The following is a 17,123-nucleotide window of genomic DNA, read 5'->3' on the forward strand; positions in this document are numbered from 1 at the left end:
CTGCGGAAATGCTCGTTTTTTATATTCTGAAGCTGGTTTTTGCCCAGCCTCGGTAAATAGTGAATCTTAAATTGCTCTCCAAATTATCTTCAATTCCTGACTATTTGAAGTAAGCATACCGAGTGGTAAGCAATTATTTTATTTTTTCGTGATCGGTGCGATAGCCGCCAAGACCTTCTTGAGTCCCATTCCTGGAAAGTTGATTTTTAGTTCTTGCTGCTGGCCGGAACCGGATACTTCCAGAACGGTTCCTTGGCCCCATTTTTTATGGATGGCAATGTCTCCGATAGACCAGTCTGCACCTGTTGAAGCTGAATCGGCTGATTTTCCAAATGGTAAGTCACCACCTAAGTGGCGAACGGGTTGGGCAGCTGCTTTTCGACTTTGCAGGGCTTGGCTGAGACTCATCCCTTGGCCGAACTGGCTGGTTTGTCCATTGACAAAAGAGGCTTTGAAGCTGGTATTTGCCGGTCTTGCCGAACCTTGGTAATCCAGCAAATCAGAAGAAATTTCACGAATGAAACGGCTTGGTTGATTGTAGTTGGTGCGACCATAGAGGAGGCGAGAATTGGCATTGGTTAGATAAAGGTCTTTCTCAGCACGTGTAATGCCCACATAGGCCAAACGACGCTCTTCTTCCAACTCACTCTCATCCTCAGAAGCTCGGCTGAGTGGGAAGACATTTTCTTCCATCCCAATCAGGAAAACTACTGGAAACTCCAGACCTTTTGCCGCATGCAGGGTCATGAGGGTCACTTCAGAAGACTCTCTATCCCCGTCATCCGTATCAGCAACCAGAGCCAAATCATTGAGGAAACGAGACAGTCTATCTAGACCTGTTTCCTCTTCTTCTGCTTCCTTTTCATCAAAACTCTTGGTAACAGAGAGAAATTCCTGAATATTTTCGATACGGGCATTGGCTTCCAAGGTCGCCTGAAGAGTTAGGGCTGACAGATACCCCGTCTCAGCCAATACAGCCTCCACCATTTCTGTCACGGTCAAGTCATCCAAAGAATTGCGCAATCGGTAGAGAACCTGTGCCAGCTCCCAAACGGCCTGGGCAGCCTTTCCTTTGACACCAGACAGCATGATATTATCAGAAGCTTCTAGCAAAGACATTTCCTGCAGGTTGGCAAAAGCTCGGATTTTCTCTAAACTCCCCGGACCGACACCACGCTTGGGCTCATTGACGATGCGTTCAAAAGAGATATTGTCAGCTGGATTGGCGATGACATTGAGGTAGGAGATGACATCTCGGATTTCCTTACGGCTGTAGAACTTGGTGCCGCCGACTATAGTATAAGGAATGTTAGACTTGAGCAAGGCTTCCTCAATAGTACGGGACTGGGCATTGGTCCGGTAAAGAACGGCCATATCCTTGTAGTTGCGACCCTCACGCGCCAATTCATCAATCTTACCCGCTACGAAAACAGACTCATCCTGCTCATCGTTGGCACGATAATAGATGATGTTAGCGCCATCTTCATTTTGTGTCCAAAGCTTTTTCGGACGGCGGTTTTTATTTCGTTCAATGACATCATTAGCTGCTTGTAAAATGGTCTTAGTAGAGCGATAATTTTCTTCCAGCAGAACAACCTTGGCATCTGGATAATCTTTTTCAAAATCCAAGATATTCTGCATGTCAGCCCCACGCCAGCCATAGATGGACTGGTCCGCATCCCCGACTACACAGATGTTTTTAAAGCGAGATGCTAAGAGCTTCACCAACTGATATTGGGCATGGTTGGTATCCTGGTACTCATCCACATGGATGTACTGGTAACGCTGTTGGTAATAGGTTAAGACATCAGGATTTTGGTCAAAAAGCCGCAGGGTCATCATGATCAAATCATCAAAGTCCATGGCTTCCGACTGACGCAGTTCCTTCTGGTAAAGTTTGTAGCATTTGGCTACAATTTCCGTATAAAGGTCCCCTGCCTGCATCTCATATGCCACATCATCAATGAGATCATTTTTGGCATTGGAAATGGTACCTAAAATACTGCGTTCATTCCATTTTTTCGGGTCCAAGTTGAGATTTTTCAGGATACGTTTCATCAGTGTCCGTTGCTCACCTGGATCTACGATGGTAAAATTGCGATTGTAGCCGATATGGTCGGCATCCCGACGCAAGATTCGCACACACATGGAGTGAAAAGTCGCGATGAGGCTGTCCTGAGTGGCTGGATTGAGCAACATAGCCCGTTCTCTCATCTCACGCGCTGCCTTATTGGTAAAGGTAATGGCCAGGATATTCCAAGGATTAACCATCTTTTCATCAATCAAGTAAGCAATGCGGTGGGTCAAAACACGCGTCTTACCCGACCCAGCTCCGGCCATGATTAAGAGCGGGCCTTCCGTTGTTCGCACCGCTTGAGCCTGTCTATCATTCATTCCATTTAATAAGGGATTCATTTTCTTCTCCGTTGTAAAATACTATCTTTCTATCTTACCATTTTTTGTGGAAAAATGCTGACTGAGTGGAGTAATAGTTTTATAAAAAGCAGAGACAAAATTGCCTCTACTTACTTATATTCTTTTCCTGCAGGCTCATCTAGATTTTTTTGATAAAGTAGGGTTTTAACAAAAAATCTTCTTTCAAGTATAGAATGGAATACCCTTTACTCTTTGTTTCCCATCAGTCTCATTGCATTCATAATTGCTATGATAGAGACACCGACATCTGCAAATACAGCTTCCCACATTGTAGCGATACCATAAACTCCCAGTAATAGTACCATTCCTTTAACGATTAATGCAATGCCAATATTCTGCCACACAATCTTTCTTGTTCTTTTTGCGATTTTTATGGCATTTACAATTTTTGACGGCTGATCGGTCATAATAACAATATCTGCAGCTTCGATGGCCACATCAGATCCGAGTCCACCCATGGCAATACCAATATCCGCTCTTCCAATGACTGGGGCATCATTAATTCCATCACCTACAAAGGCTATTTTACCATTAGGCCATTTCCCTTTTTCCAAGATTTCTAATTTTTCTACTTTTTGATCAGGTAGAAGTTCTGTATAGACCTCATCAATTCCTAAGTCCTCTGCAATCTTTTGACCGATTTTTTTGCCATCACCAGTGAGCATCACTAACTTTCTAATCCCTAATGTTTTAAGTTCTGAAATAGCTCTCTTTGCATCTTCTTTTTCCTCATCAGATATCAGAATAAAACCTGCATACTGTTTATCAATTGCCACATGAAGAATCGTGCCAATTTCTTCCACACTAGAATAGAGAATCCTTTCGCTATTCATTAACTGATCATTTCCAATTAGGACTTGCTTATCTTCTACTATTACTCTTATGCCACAACCTAGTAATTCCTTATAGTTAGAGATTTTATCCTTATTGACTTCTCCATTAAATTCGGACAAAATCGAACGGGCTATTGGATGATTTGAATACGTTTCTGCATATGCTGCATACTTGAGCAGTTCATTTTTATCAAAGCCATTTTTGGGGATTATCTTGGTAACCTTAAAGACACCTTTTGTTAACGTTCCTGTTTTATCAAACACAAGAGTATCCAGCTTGTTCAATGCTTCTAAATAGTTACCGCCTTTAACCAAAATACCGTTTTTTGAGGCACAACCTATTCCGCCAAAAAATCCAAGTGGTATGGATACAACTAGAGCACATGGACACGAAATAACCAAAAATACAAGCGCTCTATATATCCAAACAGAAAACTCTTCCCCAGTCATCAATAAAGGCGGGAAAAAGGCAATAATCAAGGCAGTAAGAACAACTAGAGGTGTATAATATCGAGCAAATTTACTGATAAAATTTTCTGTCGGTGCTTTTCTACTGCTTGCATTTTCTACTAGTTCTAAAACCTTTGCGACAGTTGATTCTCCGAATTCTTTGCTTACTTTAATTCTTAAAACACCACTTGTATTTATAAATCCTGCCAAGGCTTCTTTACCTGGTCCAAGTTGTCTTGGTAGAGACTCACCTGTCAGTGCAGAGGTACTGACCATCGATTTACCTTCGATTATCCTACCATCCAGTGGAATTTTTTCCCCCGGTTTTACAATAATCATGTCACCAATTTTTATTTGATCTGGAGCAACTTTTACCTCGCTATTTCCAACTATTCTATTTGCAAAATCTGGCTTTAGGTCCATTAGAGCAGAGATAGATTTTCTAGAATGGTTTACTGCAAGCTCCTGGAAAAATTCTCCTATTTGGTAAAAGAGCATGACTGCAACAGCTTCAGGAAATTCACTGATGAGAAATGCGCCAATTGTTGCAATCGTCATTAAAAAATTCTCGTCAAATACCTGGCCTCTTATTCCATTTCTAAAAGCCTTTAAAAGGACTTCTCCTCCCACTAAAAAATAGCTGATAAGATAGATTAATAATTCTAGCCCGATTGAAAAGTGAAAAATTATTCCTATAAGAAATAATAGCGCACCAAGACCAAGCCTTATCCATTTATTTCTACTTGAAAGTTCTTCTTCAAGATTTGAATGAACATTTTCTTTTGAGTTTTCAAGAAGACTGATAGATGGTTCAATGTGGTCAATCGTGTTTTGAGCTTCTTTAATCACATCTTCCCATTTTTCTCCTCCAATCTCAATTGAGACTTTCTTTGTAGCAAAACTGATAGAAACTGACTCCACATTTTCTATCTTACTGATTGCTTTTTCAATTTTTGCAGCACAACTCTCACAATCTAACTTTGAAAGGGAAAATATTTTTTTGTTCTTCGTATCTACCAATGTTTTTATTGCCATCTTGTTTTCTCCTTTGACTAAATGATTTGAAATTATTTGAAACATTTGATATACTTAGATCATAAACTATACCGTCACAGTAATGTCAAGAAAAATTATGATGAAGAAATTCTTAACCATCGGTCAACTTAGTAAACTATCCGGTATTCATGTCAAAGCTCTTCGTTACTATGAGAGTATTCATATACTAAAACCAGCTTATGTTGATCCCAATAACTCTTATCGTTACTATACTCACTCAACAATTCCCTATGTTAAAGTCATCAAAATTTGTGCAGACTATGACATCCCTCTGAAAACATTTAATACCTTTATTAATCCTAAAAGCGAAATTATGATGAATGAGATTCTCCAAATAGCTCAAGATATTATTGAAGAAAAAGAAAAAGCTTTGCAAAATGACAAAGCTCACATAGAAGAGTTTAAATTTCAAATTGGTTTGGCGAAACAATTAGATCAGACTTCACACCATCATATCGAAACAGGTGATGAAGACTACCTACTTCAGCCATTTTCAGGCCACATGCTCTCTGACTCCTATCATAAGCAAATGTATAAATTGTTAGCCTCCCTATCATTATCAAAAGTTTCCTTTAATCAACGGGTTGGTTGCTACTTCAAAAAAATAGATGGTCGTTGGAGACAATACTTGGCATGTAAAGTGAGTCATAATTTGGAAGATTCTCATTTTGAGACCATTTGCTTGAAAGGTAGTCATGTCCATGCAGAACATGTAGCAGAAGAAAAAGTTTCACTACGCATAGAGCAACTGGATAAGGAATTAGGCATAAAAGAAATTTTAATCCTCGAGACTTTAGAATCACCCTATAATTTTACAAAACCACACTTGGAATTGAGATACTTCTTGTCAAGTTTAAGTGAATAGCCAGAGTAATAAAACTAAAAGAGCTAGGAAAAAATTCAAAATTTAGACTTTCTATTAAAATTATAATAACCAAAAATGGCTTAGAATTAACGTTTCTGACGACGTTATTCTAAGCCATTTCCTATTTTTTATCCTTTTTTCCCAGCCTCTTTTACATTACACTTGCTGTAAGATTTTCTTTCCTTGCAGATAAATAGCGGATGTTAGGCTTTCTTGTCCATGATTGACGAAGATTTCTACTGAATTCTTATCAAAGAAAATCTGTAAATGCTGAGCATCTACTGTCACTGAACGGCGGTTGATAGGCCACTCTTCTTCACCCGTAATTTCTAGTTTTTGATGACTGCGGTCAATGAAGACAGATCCTGCTTGATAACCAAATTCGATGTAATCAGAATCATCGCCCAAGCGGAGAACAATATCTTGGTCGATGTCCAAATCCAAGCGACCGATAGCATCTAACTCATCTCCAACATGAAGCTCAGGAAAGGATGCTAGAACTGCATCTGGAACCTGCTGGCGCAATTTCTCACCGGACTTATGGAGAATCCGTGGCAGGGTCATATTGCAGGCCCAGCCATGTTTTAACTCATGGGGAACAACCGTTCGTCCCCAGTTGTGCATCCAGGCGATGGTAATCCGTTGCCCTTTGTCATCTAGGAGACTTTGGGGCGCATAGAAGTCATGACCGTGGTCCAGTTCAGAAACACTTGTCTGGACAAAGACTTTCTTATCCCAGTCAACTTGACCAGCAATCGTCACGGTCGAATTGAGGTTGATAAAATCCTCATCTGTCCGCTGGTAGCGCATAGGCGAAACGGTGATGAAGGCCTGACCATCTAGTTCAAAGAAATCTGGACATTCCCACATAAAACCTTGGTGTGCCTCTCCTTTGAGGAAAATCGACTCAAAATTCCAATCAATCAAGTTATCGGAACCAAGAAGAACAACTGTTCCAATTTCATCTTGGTGCTTGGCGGCCACCACTGCATAATAACGACCATTTTTTTCAAAGAGCTTTGGATCGCGAAAATCTGCTGCAACTAACTCTTTTGGTAAGATTCTTCCCGTTGCGACTGGATTTTCTGCAATCTTTTCAAAGTGAATGCCGTCTTTTGAATAGGCCATATTCTGAATCTGTACCACTGTTCCATCTTCATTGACAACATTTCCTGTATACATGAGCCAAAGAGTATCATCTTTAACGATGGCACTACCAGAGAAACAACCATCCTTATCATAGGGCATGTCTGGCGCTAAAGCAACCGGCAAATGGTCCCAGTTCACAAAATCCTTTGTTTTAGCATGACCCCAGTGCATCGGTCCCCAGACAGAATCATAAGGATAGAATTGATAAAAGAGATGGTATTCGCCCCGGAAAAAGACACAGCCATTTGGATCGTTAATCCATCCAATCTCTGCCGAAAAATGCTTTTCAGGTTTAAATGTTTGATTGACTATTGCTTTATTTTCTTGAATATATTGATGTACTTCTTCAATTTTTTTACGCATCTATTCCTCCTATTTAATTCCCGTTCCAGATCCACCCAAACCTTGCACAATAAACTTCTGTGCTACTACATAGACTAGAATGAGGGGAATGGTCGAAATGGTTAAGACAGCCATAACCTGATTAATATAAACTGGCTGTGTGGTATTGATTGTGGTGATGGCAACCTGCATGGAAAATTTACTTCTATCCGTTAACACCATGAGAGGCCAGATGTAGTCATTCCAACTACTGATAAAGGATAATACCCCGACAGTCGCTACCGCTGGTTTAGACATAGGCAACATGATTTTAAAGAAAGTTTGAATGATATTAGCCCCGTCCATTCGAGCCGACTCAACAATCTCTTCTGGAATGGCAATAAAGAAATTTCTAAAAAGATAGATATTAAAAATACTGGCCAAACCTGGAATGATAACAGCTAAGCGGTTGTTAACCAATCCAAGTGCATTGACGATAGTAAATTGTGGAATTAAAACTGTTTCCACCGGGATAATTAGCAAGGCTAACAGAAAACCAAAGAGAAATTTTTTCCCTGTAAAATCAACCCGAGCAAAGGCGTAACCAGCAAACGAATTGATCAAAATTGAACCAATAGCAAAGGTCGTTGAATAGAAAATACTATTTCCAAGATAAGTGAAAACACTAAACCTAGCTAGAACTTCTTGATAGGGCTTAAACCAGTTTACTGGATTTAAACTAGGAAGAAAGGCCTGCCAGGAAGTTAGATTTCCGTAAACTTCTGCTTCAGGCTTCATAGCTGAAACAATCATCCAGACCATGGGAAAAAGAAAGAGAAAGGCCAGCAAAGTCAGTAAGATATACTCTAAAATCTTAATTGGTTTTATCTTCTTCATCCTATTCATCCTCCTTAAGTACACGACGTTGAACCAGAGTAATCAATCCTATAAAGGTTGTGAAGACCAAGGCAATGGAACTTGAATACCCAACCATCCGATCTGTAAAACCTTTTTGGTAAATATAATAAACCATAGTCATGGTCGAATTCATCGGACCACCCTGTGTCATAACCATCGGTTGAACAATCAACTTGAAAGCTGAAATCAAAGTTGTTAACAAGATAAAGAGGGCAGTTGGTTTTAAAAGTGGCATAGTGATATAACGAAATTGCTGGAACTTGGTGAAACCATCTAACTCAGCAGCTTCATAGACATCGCGCGGGATATTTTGTAGACCACCTAAGAAGAGTAACATCTGATAACCAGCTCCCTGCCAGGCTGAAACCATGATAATGGCATACATAGCTTGTTTTGGACTGGTCAAGAATGGTTGAGAAGTAATGCCAATCTTGTTTAACATTGCATTTAACAAACCACTGTTGGGATTAAGCAAATAAAGCCAAAGGATAGAAATAACAGCCAAAGACATCACAACTGGTGCAAAAAAAGCGATCTTATAGAACATATTGCCTTTGCGGGGTTTATTGACAATTAAGGCCATCCCCAATGCCAAACCTAGTTGGACAGGAATAATCCATAAGACAAACTGAGCTGTATTCCAAATACTTTTTATGAATGTTGGATCTTGTGCCAATCTCAAGAAGTTTGCTAAACCAGTAAATTTACGAGCATCTGGTGTTAGCATGTAATAATCTGTAAAGGCATAATAGAAAACCATACCAACAGGTATAATCAAAAAGATGGTTAGCAGGATTAAGGCCGGCGATAAAAAAGCAAGTCCTACTAAATTTTCTTGTAACTTCTTCTTTTTTTTCATCATTATTCTCCTATAAAAGAGATGGCAGATAGTCTTGAGTGATCTCTCCAACTACCTGCCACTATTCTTATTTAGCTAAAGATTCATCAATGGCCGCTTGCATTTCTTTTGCACGAGCATCGAGAACTTTTTGTACATCAGGATTTTGATCATAATAACTGATATCTTGCATAGCCTGTTGGAAGGCACGAGATACTTGAGGGTAAGCTACAACGACTGGACGAGCATGAGCAGTCTTGGCATTTTGCTCCATCAAGAAAGCCATTTCAGGTGATACTTGATCCTTAATCAATTCAATAGTTGATTTACGGATTGGTAAGACAGAATTTCCAAGGCTCATAATTTTGCTTGATTCCGTATTGGTAGCATATTTCACGAATTCAGCAGCAATTTCTGGTTTTTCTGATTTTGTAGTAACTGCCAATTCCCAACTTCCTGAAGGAGATACCAATTTTTTAGTTGTGTCCGATACTGGATATGGAAGGATACCGTATTCGACATCTTTATAGTTTGTTTCCATATCGTTGATTGTCCAGGAACCACTGAGAAGCATTGGGTAAATACCCGTTTCAAAACCTTTTTCAACCGGACTGACAGTAGTGTATCCTTTTTTAACCATATTTTGGATAAATTCGACAGCTTCTACTGATTCTTTACTGTTAAAATAGCCCTCAGCTTTTGTTCCCTCATCATTAACTACTGAACCACCATTGGACCAGATCAGTGGCATATATCCGTACGGAAGCATTTCATCAATAGAATTTAATTTGAAACCGATCGCTTCTACCTTGTGGAAGTTTTTCAATTTTTCAGCAATGGCATTAAATTCTGTCCATGTCCATGGCTTCTCAATAGTTGGTAGACTTGCTAAATCGATACCAGCATCTTTGAACATTTTCTTATTATAGTAGATTCCGACATTTGATTCTGAATAACCAAAAGCATACATCTTGCCATCATAAGTTCCTTGTTGCTTGATAGAGTCCAACACATCATCCATGTCCGCATCTTTTAGGTATTCATCCAATGGAATAATTACTTTAGAATGAGCATAAGCAGCTGTATTTGGTCCGTCAAGAGTGATGATATCAGGAAGGCTATTGGTTGACACTGCGGCATTAACCTTGTCTTCATATCCACCACCACTTCCGCTACGAGGAATATACTCGGTAACAACTTTGTAGTCACCATCGTGCTCTTTGTTAAAGCCGTCTACGATTTCTTGCCAAGCTTTCCCTTCTGCAGTTTCATCTGAGAATTGAACCCAAACTTTGACTTCATTCTTGTCAGAAGCTGAAGAACCTCCTGAACCCGAACCAGCACATCCCGCAAGAACCGTTGCTCCCATAGTTGCAAGGGTGGCAAATTGAATCAAACTTTTCCGCATTTTCATGTCGGACCTCCTAGTTTTTTCTTTTTTTTGGAAACGTTTCAATTTTATTTCAAAACAGAAAGCCATTTGGCTTTTGTTTTTTTGGAAACGTTTCATTTGTTTGATATCATTATAAGCGCTTTCAAATATCTTGTCAAGTATTTCTATAAATTTTTTTAAAAAATTATCGAGAAAATTATCGAGTCGTTCCACCCTCGACAAATTCCACTGGTAGAACCTGTCTGGATTTTGGTTCTAATCCATTTATCAAGTCTAGTAATGACTTAACCGCTTCTTTGGCTAACAAGTCGGTCGGTTGTTTTATTGAAGATAATAAATAATCTTGATCTACCGCTGTTTTTAGACCATCAAAACCAATAATCTGATAATCTTTTGGTGCTACTTTGCTAAGTTCTCCCATGATCTTCATAATTCTCAAAGCCATAAAGTCATTAACAGCAAAAATTCCATCAATACTAGGATTTTCTATCAAGAAATTTTTAATCTTGACTTCCAAATCATCAATTGGTTCCGGTAAAATTAGTTTAGAAAGTGAACATCCCCTTTCTTCAGCTACTTGAAAAAATCCATCTTTACGAAAATCTGTTTCATTTCGATAAATATTTTCCCCACCAATATAAGCAAGATTTTTACAGCCTCTTTTAATCAATTCTTGTGCTGCTAACTGTCCACCAGCAAAGTTATCCGAAGTGACATAAGGTACTTTTTCTGAGAAATGACGGTCAATACTGACAAAAGGCAGGTTAGAGGAGATATAGTTATCAATGTCAGAGTAGGTAATCCCAATGATGCCATCCACCTTATTGTTCTTCAACATTTCAATATATTCAATCTCAGTGGATGCATCAGATTCTACATTACAAATAAAGAGTTTGTAATTTTTTTTGCTTAAGTTTTTCTCCACATGGTAAGCAAATTCAGAAAAGAATGGATGCCAGATGGTTGGTAGAATAATCGCAATGGTATTGCTACGATTCGTTTTCAAACCACGAGCGTATTCATCCGGTTGGTAATTAAGCTCTTCAATGGCATCTTGAACTTTTTTTAAAGTTGATTCTTTTACATTGTAGCCATTCACAACTCTTGAAACAGTGCCTAGCCCCACCCCTGCCAAGTGAGCAACATCTTTCATTGTCATAGATTTTTTTAGGTCTTTCATGTTCTCACTCCTTCGTTTTTAACCATTCTAGCACGAAATGCAATCGTTTTCAAGTTTCTTACATTTTTTTACAGCATTTTAAATAACCATATAGAAACATAAAAACTTCATTCCTCACCATTTTATTCTATGGCTTTAGCAAGAACTTGGTAACCTAATAAAATCCATTATCCATTTCTCTCTTTCAAGATCATCTTATATTTTTAAAGCATCCAAGACACTAAAGAATAGAATGTTCTCATTATTTTACGTGGAATTTTTTAAATCTTCAACTAATGATTAAGTTTTAGTTTTAGTTTTTATATAAAGAAAAAATAGTCCGGACGTGGACTGTTTCTTCAACAAACTATTTCCATTTTTCAAGTTTCTGTGAAAGAATTCTTGTGCATCGTATTAATAAGCCATAGCTGAAACTGCAAAATTAAAGCCTATTTGACTTATTTTTGAAAAAGAGCATTTCCACCTCTGGAAATGCTCTTATTCTCACTTCTCTCATGTTTCTATGCAGTGGCTAAAAAGGTAAAGACCTTCCTCGCTTTCAAATTTCTAGGCGAGGGTTAAAAGGTCTTAGCTATCACTGCATTTATAGTTCCAGGCAGTGAGCTAAAACAATCCACTGGATTGTTTTAGTCCTTCGCACCAAGTGCTGCCATTGTGATGTAGTTGTATGGCTTGTTAAAGTGTGGCAAGAAGAAGATATCTGTCAAGGCCAATTTCTCAATGGTTACGCCTTCTTGGATAGCCAATGAGAACATATGGATACCCATTGAGATATCTTCGCGTGCAACCATTTGTGCCCCGAGAATGCGACGTGAGTCTTTATCATAAACGATCTTGATGGTTACTGGGAAGTTACCATGTTCGATAAATTCTGGTTTTTGGTTGTCAGTGTACTCAGTTACTGCTGCGTTGAAACCGTTACGAGTAGCTTTTTCAAGTGTCAAACCAGTTGATACCATGTGAAGACCATAGATTGAGATACCGTTTGAACCTTGCACACCGATACCTTCAAGGTCAGTTCCACAAGCATTATGAGCCGCTACGATACCAGTACGCACAGCGTTTGATGCAAGGGCGATGTAGCCTGTTTCGCGAGTTGCATTATCGTAGATTGTCGCACAGTCACCGATTGCGTAAACACCTGGGATGGAAGTTTCTTGGTGTTTGTTGACAAGGAAGGCACCATTACGGAAACGCTCGATATTGTCACCTGCAAAAGCAGTATTTGGACGGAAACCTACAGCCAAGATAACCATATCCACATCATATTCAGCCTTATCAGTAATAATTTTTTCAACTTTTCCATTACCAGCAACTTCTTTAACTGTTTGACCGAATGCCAATTGGATGCCGTTATCTTCCATATTTTTAGCCATCATATCTGTCAAGTCTTTATCATAGTATCCTGCAAGACATGTGTCAACAACATCAATCAAAACAACTTCTTTACCTTTACGTTGGAAGGCTTCAGCAAGCTCAACACCAATGTAACCAGCACCAACAACGGCTACACGTTTGATGTCTTTGTTTTCAAGACGCTCAATAACATCAGCAGAGTTTTGGTACAATTTAACAAATTGAAGGTTTTCAAGAGTTGATTCAAATTCGTATGAACCTGGTTTGAATTCAGCACCTTTGATTGGTGGCAAGATTGGTTGGGAACCAGTTGCGAAGATCAATTTGTCATAGCTTTCTACATGCTCTTTCCCATCTACAAGCGCTGTAACAGTTTTTGCATCGTAGTCGATATGTTGAACTGGAGATTCCATGTATACTTTCGCACCCATTGATTCCAATTGCTCTTTATCTGAATAGAAAAGTCCTTCTGGCCCAGCAATTTGTTCACCGATCCAAAGAGCCATGCCACAGCCTAAGAAAGAAATGTTTGAGTTTTGGTCGAAAACAACAATCTCGTTTGCATCTCCATAAGTTGACAACATAGTTTTGATACATGCAGTACCTGCATGGTTTGCACCAACAACAACGATTTTAGACATAGTAAAATCTCACTTTCAAAAAATATATTTTTACTCCTACATTATAATTGATTATGTTACCGATTTCAATGAATATGCTCAGTCAATCACAATTATATATATCACAAACACTTTATTGATTTCTAAATAATTACAATTTTATCAAGTTCAGATAGCAGAGTTTTTATGGTATAATAGTCAAGTTAATGACATTATAGAATTGAGTCCGAAATGAAAGAAATTTTAAAGCAATTTCGACCATTTGATTTTATTTTGATTGGCCTAGCCCTCCTCCTCTCTTTTACACCAGCTATTGTAAGCACTTATGTCTACAATCAGGCTGCAAATGAGGAAAGTAAGTTAGTCGCAATCGTTTCTATCAATGGTGAAATCGTTGATGAGTTGCCTCTTCAAGAAGGCGACCACACAGAAAAAACCTATTGTCCAAATCCTGGACAGTACAATATTGTCGAAGTTGATGGTACTTCTATCCGAGTTCGTGAGGATAATAGTCCTGACCAGATTGCAGTTAATACCGGTTGGATAAATAAGCGAGGTCAAATCTTAGTTTGTCTCCCCCATCAATTACTGATTGAGATTGTTGAAAGAGGAGATCCCTCTGAACAAAATGAGGATGAATTGATTTTGCCATTGTAAAAGAAACTAACAAATAGGACGCAAATAGATAGCAATTTACTTCAAAATTTTCAAGATAAGATATAGATCAAGTTTTGATCTGAATAAAAAGAGATATTCCAAATCTTGTACTTACAAATTGAATGACTATTCAAAAAAAGCATAAAATAATAAAAGCATAGAACCTTTTTTCTTAGAGTATCGGTTCTATGCTTTTTATTATATTTTTTAAAATAGTAGTCACAATAAAGTGTCAAGTCAGTCTTCCTACAGATTACTTCAGGAACAAAGCAATCAATAATGCTAAAACATACATTCCTGAGAAGAGAACAAAATTCTTTATTGAATTCACAAAGGTTTGCGATTTTATTTGAATCTTACGAAATCGCACTAAATTTTTGCCAAATGGAAGAACTAAAATCAAACCAAGCAGGATCCAAAGTGGCAAAAAGCCAAATACTGCATATAGGATCCACATTATCCATGGCACTATGCTCAAAATAGTATAGAGAAAAATCCCACCCTTTGGACCAATGTAGTGAACAATTGTAAAACGATTGTTACGTAAATCTTGCTCATAATCACAGAGATTATTGGCTAACATGATATTGGCAATAAGGCAAATGAGGGGAATAGACATAAAGAAAATCTTTAAGGTCTCCCAGAAATACCAATCAATTTTTACAAGACCCGAACTCAGTGACCAGGTCGAAGCTAAAAAACCTGCTGGTGCTTGGATATACACTGCTAAGAAAAAGATAGCAAAACCCATGGTAACTCCCGAGAACAATTCACCGAGCGGTAAGCGGGATAGAGGCATGGGACCGAAAGTATAAAAAATTCCAATAAGGAAGCATAAAGTCCCTAGAGGCAACAAGATAAAATCCGTCCGCCAAACCAAAATCAAAGAAAATAAGATGGAAATGGTCAGTAGAGCCAAAATGATACCAACCATCTCCTTGAAGTCTAGTTCATGCTTGCCCAAAACGTTTTCTTGAGACTTATAGTCCTTATCCACTGCTTTATGGTAATCCATCGTATTATTAATAGCAGTTGTACACATATCAAAAGCGACAACAGCAACTACAAACAAAAAAGTATTGAGCCAATTCAGTTGTCCATAGTAATAAAGTGACCAGAGAAGACCAATCATCATTGGAAAAACACTAGCTACCTTGGTTTTTAATTCGACAAACTCTAAAAAAACGGCTAGGGATAAATTTTTAATCGACAAGATGATACTCCTCGTTGGTTAATTCAAATGATTTCTTTAGACCTTTGGATAGGTGGACACCGTGTTCCTTATCAATAAAGACTGCCTCCACCCCTTCTAGTTTGTTGATATAATCCATACCTTCTTGGATACCCAAGACAAAAAGTGTTGTCGAAAGTGCATCTCCCTGTGTAGAAGTGTCCGTAAAGACCGTTACACCTGAAATGTTATTGTCGACTGGGTAGCCAGTCCTAGGGTCTAGAATATGATGATAGATTTTACCATCCACTTCAATATAGCGTTCATAGATGCCTGAAGTGACAATAGAACGATTGGTCTGGAAAACATTTCCTACCGTTGCTCCTCTAGTCTTATCCGGATCTTGTACACCAACCTTCCACCCATTGTCATGATTTGGAGAGGTTCCCATTACGACTACATTTCCACCGAGATTAATGATGGCTGCAGTGATGCCTGCCTTCTCAAAGATTTTTTCAACTTGGTCAGCGATATAGCCCTTCGAAATAGCTCCCAATTCCAAACTCATCCCTTTATCAATGTAAACTGTCTTTTCTTTTTTATCTAGTTTTACCTTGTGATAATCTACAAAAGGCAAGGCTGCCTCAATCTCAGACTGTTCTGGTTTTCGAGCATTTTCTTCTCCAATATTCCACAGTTTGTTGACAACACCAATGGTAATATCAAAGCGACCATGACTATTTTTTGAAGTCTCAAGGGCCGTTTCAATCAGTTCAAAGGTGCGATCATCAACCTTGACTGCTTTTTCACCGGCGGATTTATTGATGCGATCAATGTCTGAACCTTCCAATGTTGTTGACAGAAGCCCTTCCATCTCTTTGATATAGTCCACAGCCTGATCCATCACCTTTTCCTGATTTTCATGATAAATACTGAGCTGGACAACTGTATGAAGGAGAGATTCCGTTCGAGTCAACGGAGTTTTCACCACCGCTAACTCACTAGTCCTACTCTGTCCACCACATGCCACCAAAAACAAGATGGAAAATGTAAAAAGCAAGCCAGCGATTATTTTTTTCATCAGATTATTCCCTCTAAAATTAATGAAAAAGATGAGACAAAGCTCCGATAGTTCGGAAATTTATCCCATCTTAAATACTTTCCAGTAGTGAAACAATTCCTCTACTGGTAGCTGATTAGCTTAGCTTCTTATTTGCCAAGTTCAATTGTTACTGGGTCAGTTTTTCCTTCTTCAGCAGCAGCAAGAAGTGCTTTTGTTGCTGCAGTGAAGTTTTCTGAAGAATGAGTCGCACCAGTTACAACTTCAACTTCGTCAACATTTTGAGTTGCAAGCAATTCTGCGTTCAATTTTTCAGTTGCTTCTTTAGAAGAAATACCTGATTTTTCTTTCATTGATTTGTTGTACTCTTCGTTGTCAGATTTTTTCTTGCCATCTTTGTCTTCGTAACCGAAGTCTGATTCTGCAATTTTGCCATCTTTGATAGTGATGGTATGAACTACTTTCCAACCACGCTCATCGAAATCTGACTGACCAGTGTAAGTACCATCTTTCCATGCAGAAGCTGTTGCTTCTACAGTAGTAGCTGGAGTTTCTTCAGTCGCTTTTTTGTCCTCAGCTTTACCACATGCTACCAAAGCAAGTGTAGCTCCGAATAAAACAAGACCTGTAAACATTTTTTTCATTTTCATGAAATTTCTCCTTTTCTTTGTAAAGCGTTTTCCGCCTTTAACAATATTATACTATGATTTATCAAACTTGTCCATACAAATTGTTATTTTTTTCACTATATTTTAGTGGAATTTAAGATCTGGGATTTTAAAAGTATTCGCCTTAACCTACAAAAAGTCTGTTAAATTGA

At 38.5% G+C, this 17,123-nt stretch carries 13 protein-coding genes; 2 read left to right on the top strand and 11 right to left on the bottom strand.

Going from position 1 to position 17,123, the window contains the following annotated elements:
- Positions 1-138: 138 nt before the first annotated feature.
- Together pcrA and BN1356_RS04845 are read right to left on the bottom strand one after the other, a co-directional pair.
- The gene (gene pcrA / locus BN1356_RS04840) at positions 139-2,415 is read right to left on the bottom strand and encodes a DNA helicase PcrA (protein ID WP_093650275.1); all 2,277 of its coding nucleotides are present in this window, start codon (positions 2,413-2,415) and stop codon (positions 139-141) included.
- Between the two features lie 206 nt (positions 2,416-2,621).
- Complete coding sequence (locus BN1356_RS04845; protein ID WP_093650276.1) at positions 2,622-4,754, bottom strand: heavy metal translocating P-type ATPase; 2,133 nt, start codon at positions 4,752-4,754, stop codon at positions 2,622-2,624.
- 82 nt (positions 4,755-4,836) lie between these two features.
- On the opposite strand from BN1356_RS04845, the gene BN1356_RS04850 reads away from it, so the two are divergent.
- A complete protein-coding gene (locus tag BN1356_RS04850) occupies positions 4,837-5,640 on the top strand; it encodes a MerR family DNA-binding transcriptional regulator (RefSeq protein ID WP_245620302.1) in 804 nt (267 codons plus the stop codon).
- A 156-nt stretch (positions 5,641-5,796) separates the two neighbouring features.
- Here the strand turns inward: BN1356_RS04850 and BN1356_RS04855 are convergent, their stop codons facing one another.
- The 6 genes from BN1356_RS04855 to nox form a co-directional block, all read right to left on the bottom strand.
- Positions 5,797-7,152 (bottom strand): glycoside hydrolase family 32 protein, encoded by a 1,356-nt coding sequence (locus BN1356_RS04855; protein WP_093650278.1) that lies wholly within the window; start codon positions 7,150-7,152, stop codon positions 5,797-5,799.
- A gap of 9 nt (positions 7,153-7,161) precedes the next feature.
- Positions 7,162-8,007, bottom strand: a complete 846-nt coding sequence (locus BN1356_RS04860; RefSeq protein ID WP_176694231.1) for a carbohydrate ABC transporter permease — start codon at positions 8,005-8,007, stop codon at positions 7,162-7,164.
- Position 8,008: 1 nt separating this feature from the next.
- Complete coding sequence (locus BN1356_RS04865; protein ID WP_093650280.1) at positions 8,009-8,887, bottom strand: carbohydrate ABC transporter permease; 879 nt, start codon at positions 8,885-8,887, stop codon at positions 8,009-8,011.
- 67 nt (positions 8,888-8,954) lie between these two features.
- Entirely contained in the window at positions 8,955-10,274 is a 1,320-nt protein-coding gene (locus BN1356_RS04870) for an ABC transporter substrate-binding protein (RefSeq protein ID WP_093650512.1), read from the bottom strand.
- Positions 10,275-10,455: 181 nt separating this feature from the next.
- Positions 10,456-11,418 carry a LacI family DNA-binding transcriptional regulator gene (locus tag BN1356_RS04875; RefSeq protein ID WP_245620303.1) on the bottom strand — a complete coding sequence of 321 codons (963 nt, stop codon included), beginning with the start codon at positions 11,416-11,418 and terminating at the stop codon, positions 10,456-10,458.
- A gap of 647 nt (positions 11,419-12,065) precedes the next feature.
- A complete protein-coding gene (nox, locus tag BN1356_RS04880; protein ID WP_093650282.1) occupies positions 12,066-13,436 on the bottom strand; it encodes a H2O-forming NADH oxidase in 1,371 nt (456 codons plus the stop codon).
- A 210-nt stretch (positions 13,437-13,646) separates the two neighbouring features.
- Here nox and BN1356_RS04885 point away from each other — a divergent pair, with 210 nt between their 5' ends.
- Positions 13,647-14,072: a NusG domain II-containing protein gene (locus tag BN1356_RS04885; RefSeq protein WP_093650283.1), complete on the top strand. Its 426-nt coding sequence runs from the start codon at positions 13,647-13,649 to the stop codon at positions 14,070-14,072.
- A 253-nt stretch (positions 14,073-14,325) separates the two neighbouring features.
- Here the strand turns inward: BN1356_RS04885 and BN1356_RS04890 are convergent, their stop codons facing one another.
- From BN1356_RS04890 to BN1356_RS04900, 3 genes are all read right to left on the bottom strand, one after another.
- Entirely contained in the window at positions 14,326-15,285 is a 960-nt protein-coding gene (locus tag BN1356_RS04890) for a 1,4-dihydroxy-2-naphthoate polyprenyltransferase (protein ID WP_093650284.1), read from the bottom strand.
- Positions 15,275-16,324, bottom strand: a complete 1,050-nt coding sequence (locus tag BN1356_RS04895) for an FAD:protein FMN transferase (RefSeq protein WP_093650285.1) — start codon at positions 16,322-16,324, stop codon at positions 15,275-15,277. The genes BN1356_RS04890 and BN1356_RS04895 overlap by 11 nt, the downstream gene beginning before the upstream one ends.
- Before the next feature lie 128 nt (positions 16,325-16,452).
- Positions 16,453-16,953, bottom strand: a complete 501-nt coding sequence (locus BN1356_RS04900; protein ID WP_093650286.1) for an FMN-binding protein — start codon at positions 16,951-16,953, stop codon at positions 16,453-16,455.
- Positions 16,954-17,123 lie beyond the last annotated feature (170 nt).

This window comes from Streptococcus varani (assembly GCF_001375655.1).
Classification (GTDB): domain Bacteria; phylum Bacillota; class Bacilli; order Lactobacillales; family Streptococcaceae; genus Streptococcus; species Streptococcus varani.

What these genes read in the sequence shown, in the direction of transcription:
- BN1356_RS04850 (WP_245620302.1), top strand. Translation starts at nt 4,837, where the DNA reads ATGTCAAGAAAAATTATGATGAAGAAATTCTTAACCATCGGTCAACTT.
- BN1356_RS04860 (WP_176694231.1), bottom strand. Translation starts at nt 8,007, where the DNA reads ATGAAGAAGATAAAACCAATTAAGATTTTAGAGTATATCTTACTGACT.
- BN1356_RS04855 (WP_093650278.1), bottom strand. Translation starts at nt 7,152, where the DNA reads ATGCGTAAAAAAATTGAAGAAGTACATCAATATATTCAAGAAAATAAA.
- BN1356_RS04875 (WP_245620303.1), bottom strand. Translation starts at nt 11,418, where the DNA reads ATGACAATGAAAGATGTTGCTCACTTGGCAGGGGTGGGGCTAGGCACT.
- BN1356_RS04865 (WP_093650280.1), bottom strand. Translation starts at nt 8,887, where the DNA reads ATGAAAAAAAAGAAGAAGTTACAAGAAAATTTAGTAGGACTTGCTTTT.
- BN1356_RS04895 (WP_093650285.1), bottom strand. Translation starts at nt 16,324, where the DNA reads ATGAAAAAAATAATCGCTGGCTTGCTTTTTACATTTTCCATCTTGTTT.
- BN1356_RS04870 (WP_093650512.1), bottom strand. Translation starts at nt 10,274, where the DNA reads ATGCGGAAAAGTTTGATTCAATTTGCCACCCTTGCAACTATGGGAGCA.
- nox (WP_093650282.1), bottom strand. Translation starts at nt 13,436, where the DNA reads ATGTCTAAAATCGTTGTTGTTGGTGCAAACCATGCAGGTACTGCATGT.
- BN1356_RS04885 (WP_093650283.1), top strand. Translation starts at nt 13,647, where the DNA reads ATGAAAGAAATTTTAAAGCAATTTCGACCATTTGATTTTATTTTGATT.
- pcrA (WP_093650275.1), bottom strand. Translation starts at nt 2,415, where the DNA reads ATGAATCCCTTATTAAATGGAATGAATGATAGACAGGCTCAAGCGGTG.
- BN1356_RS04845 (WP_093650276.1), bottom strand. Translation starts at nt 4,754, where the DNA reads ATGGCAATAAAAACATTGGTAGATACGAAGAACAAAAAAATATTTTCC.
- BN1356_RS04900 (WP_093650286.1), bottom strand. Translation starts at nt 16,953, where the DNA reads ATGAAAATGAAAAAAATGTTTACAGGTCTTGTTTTATTCGGAGCTACA.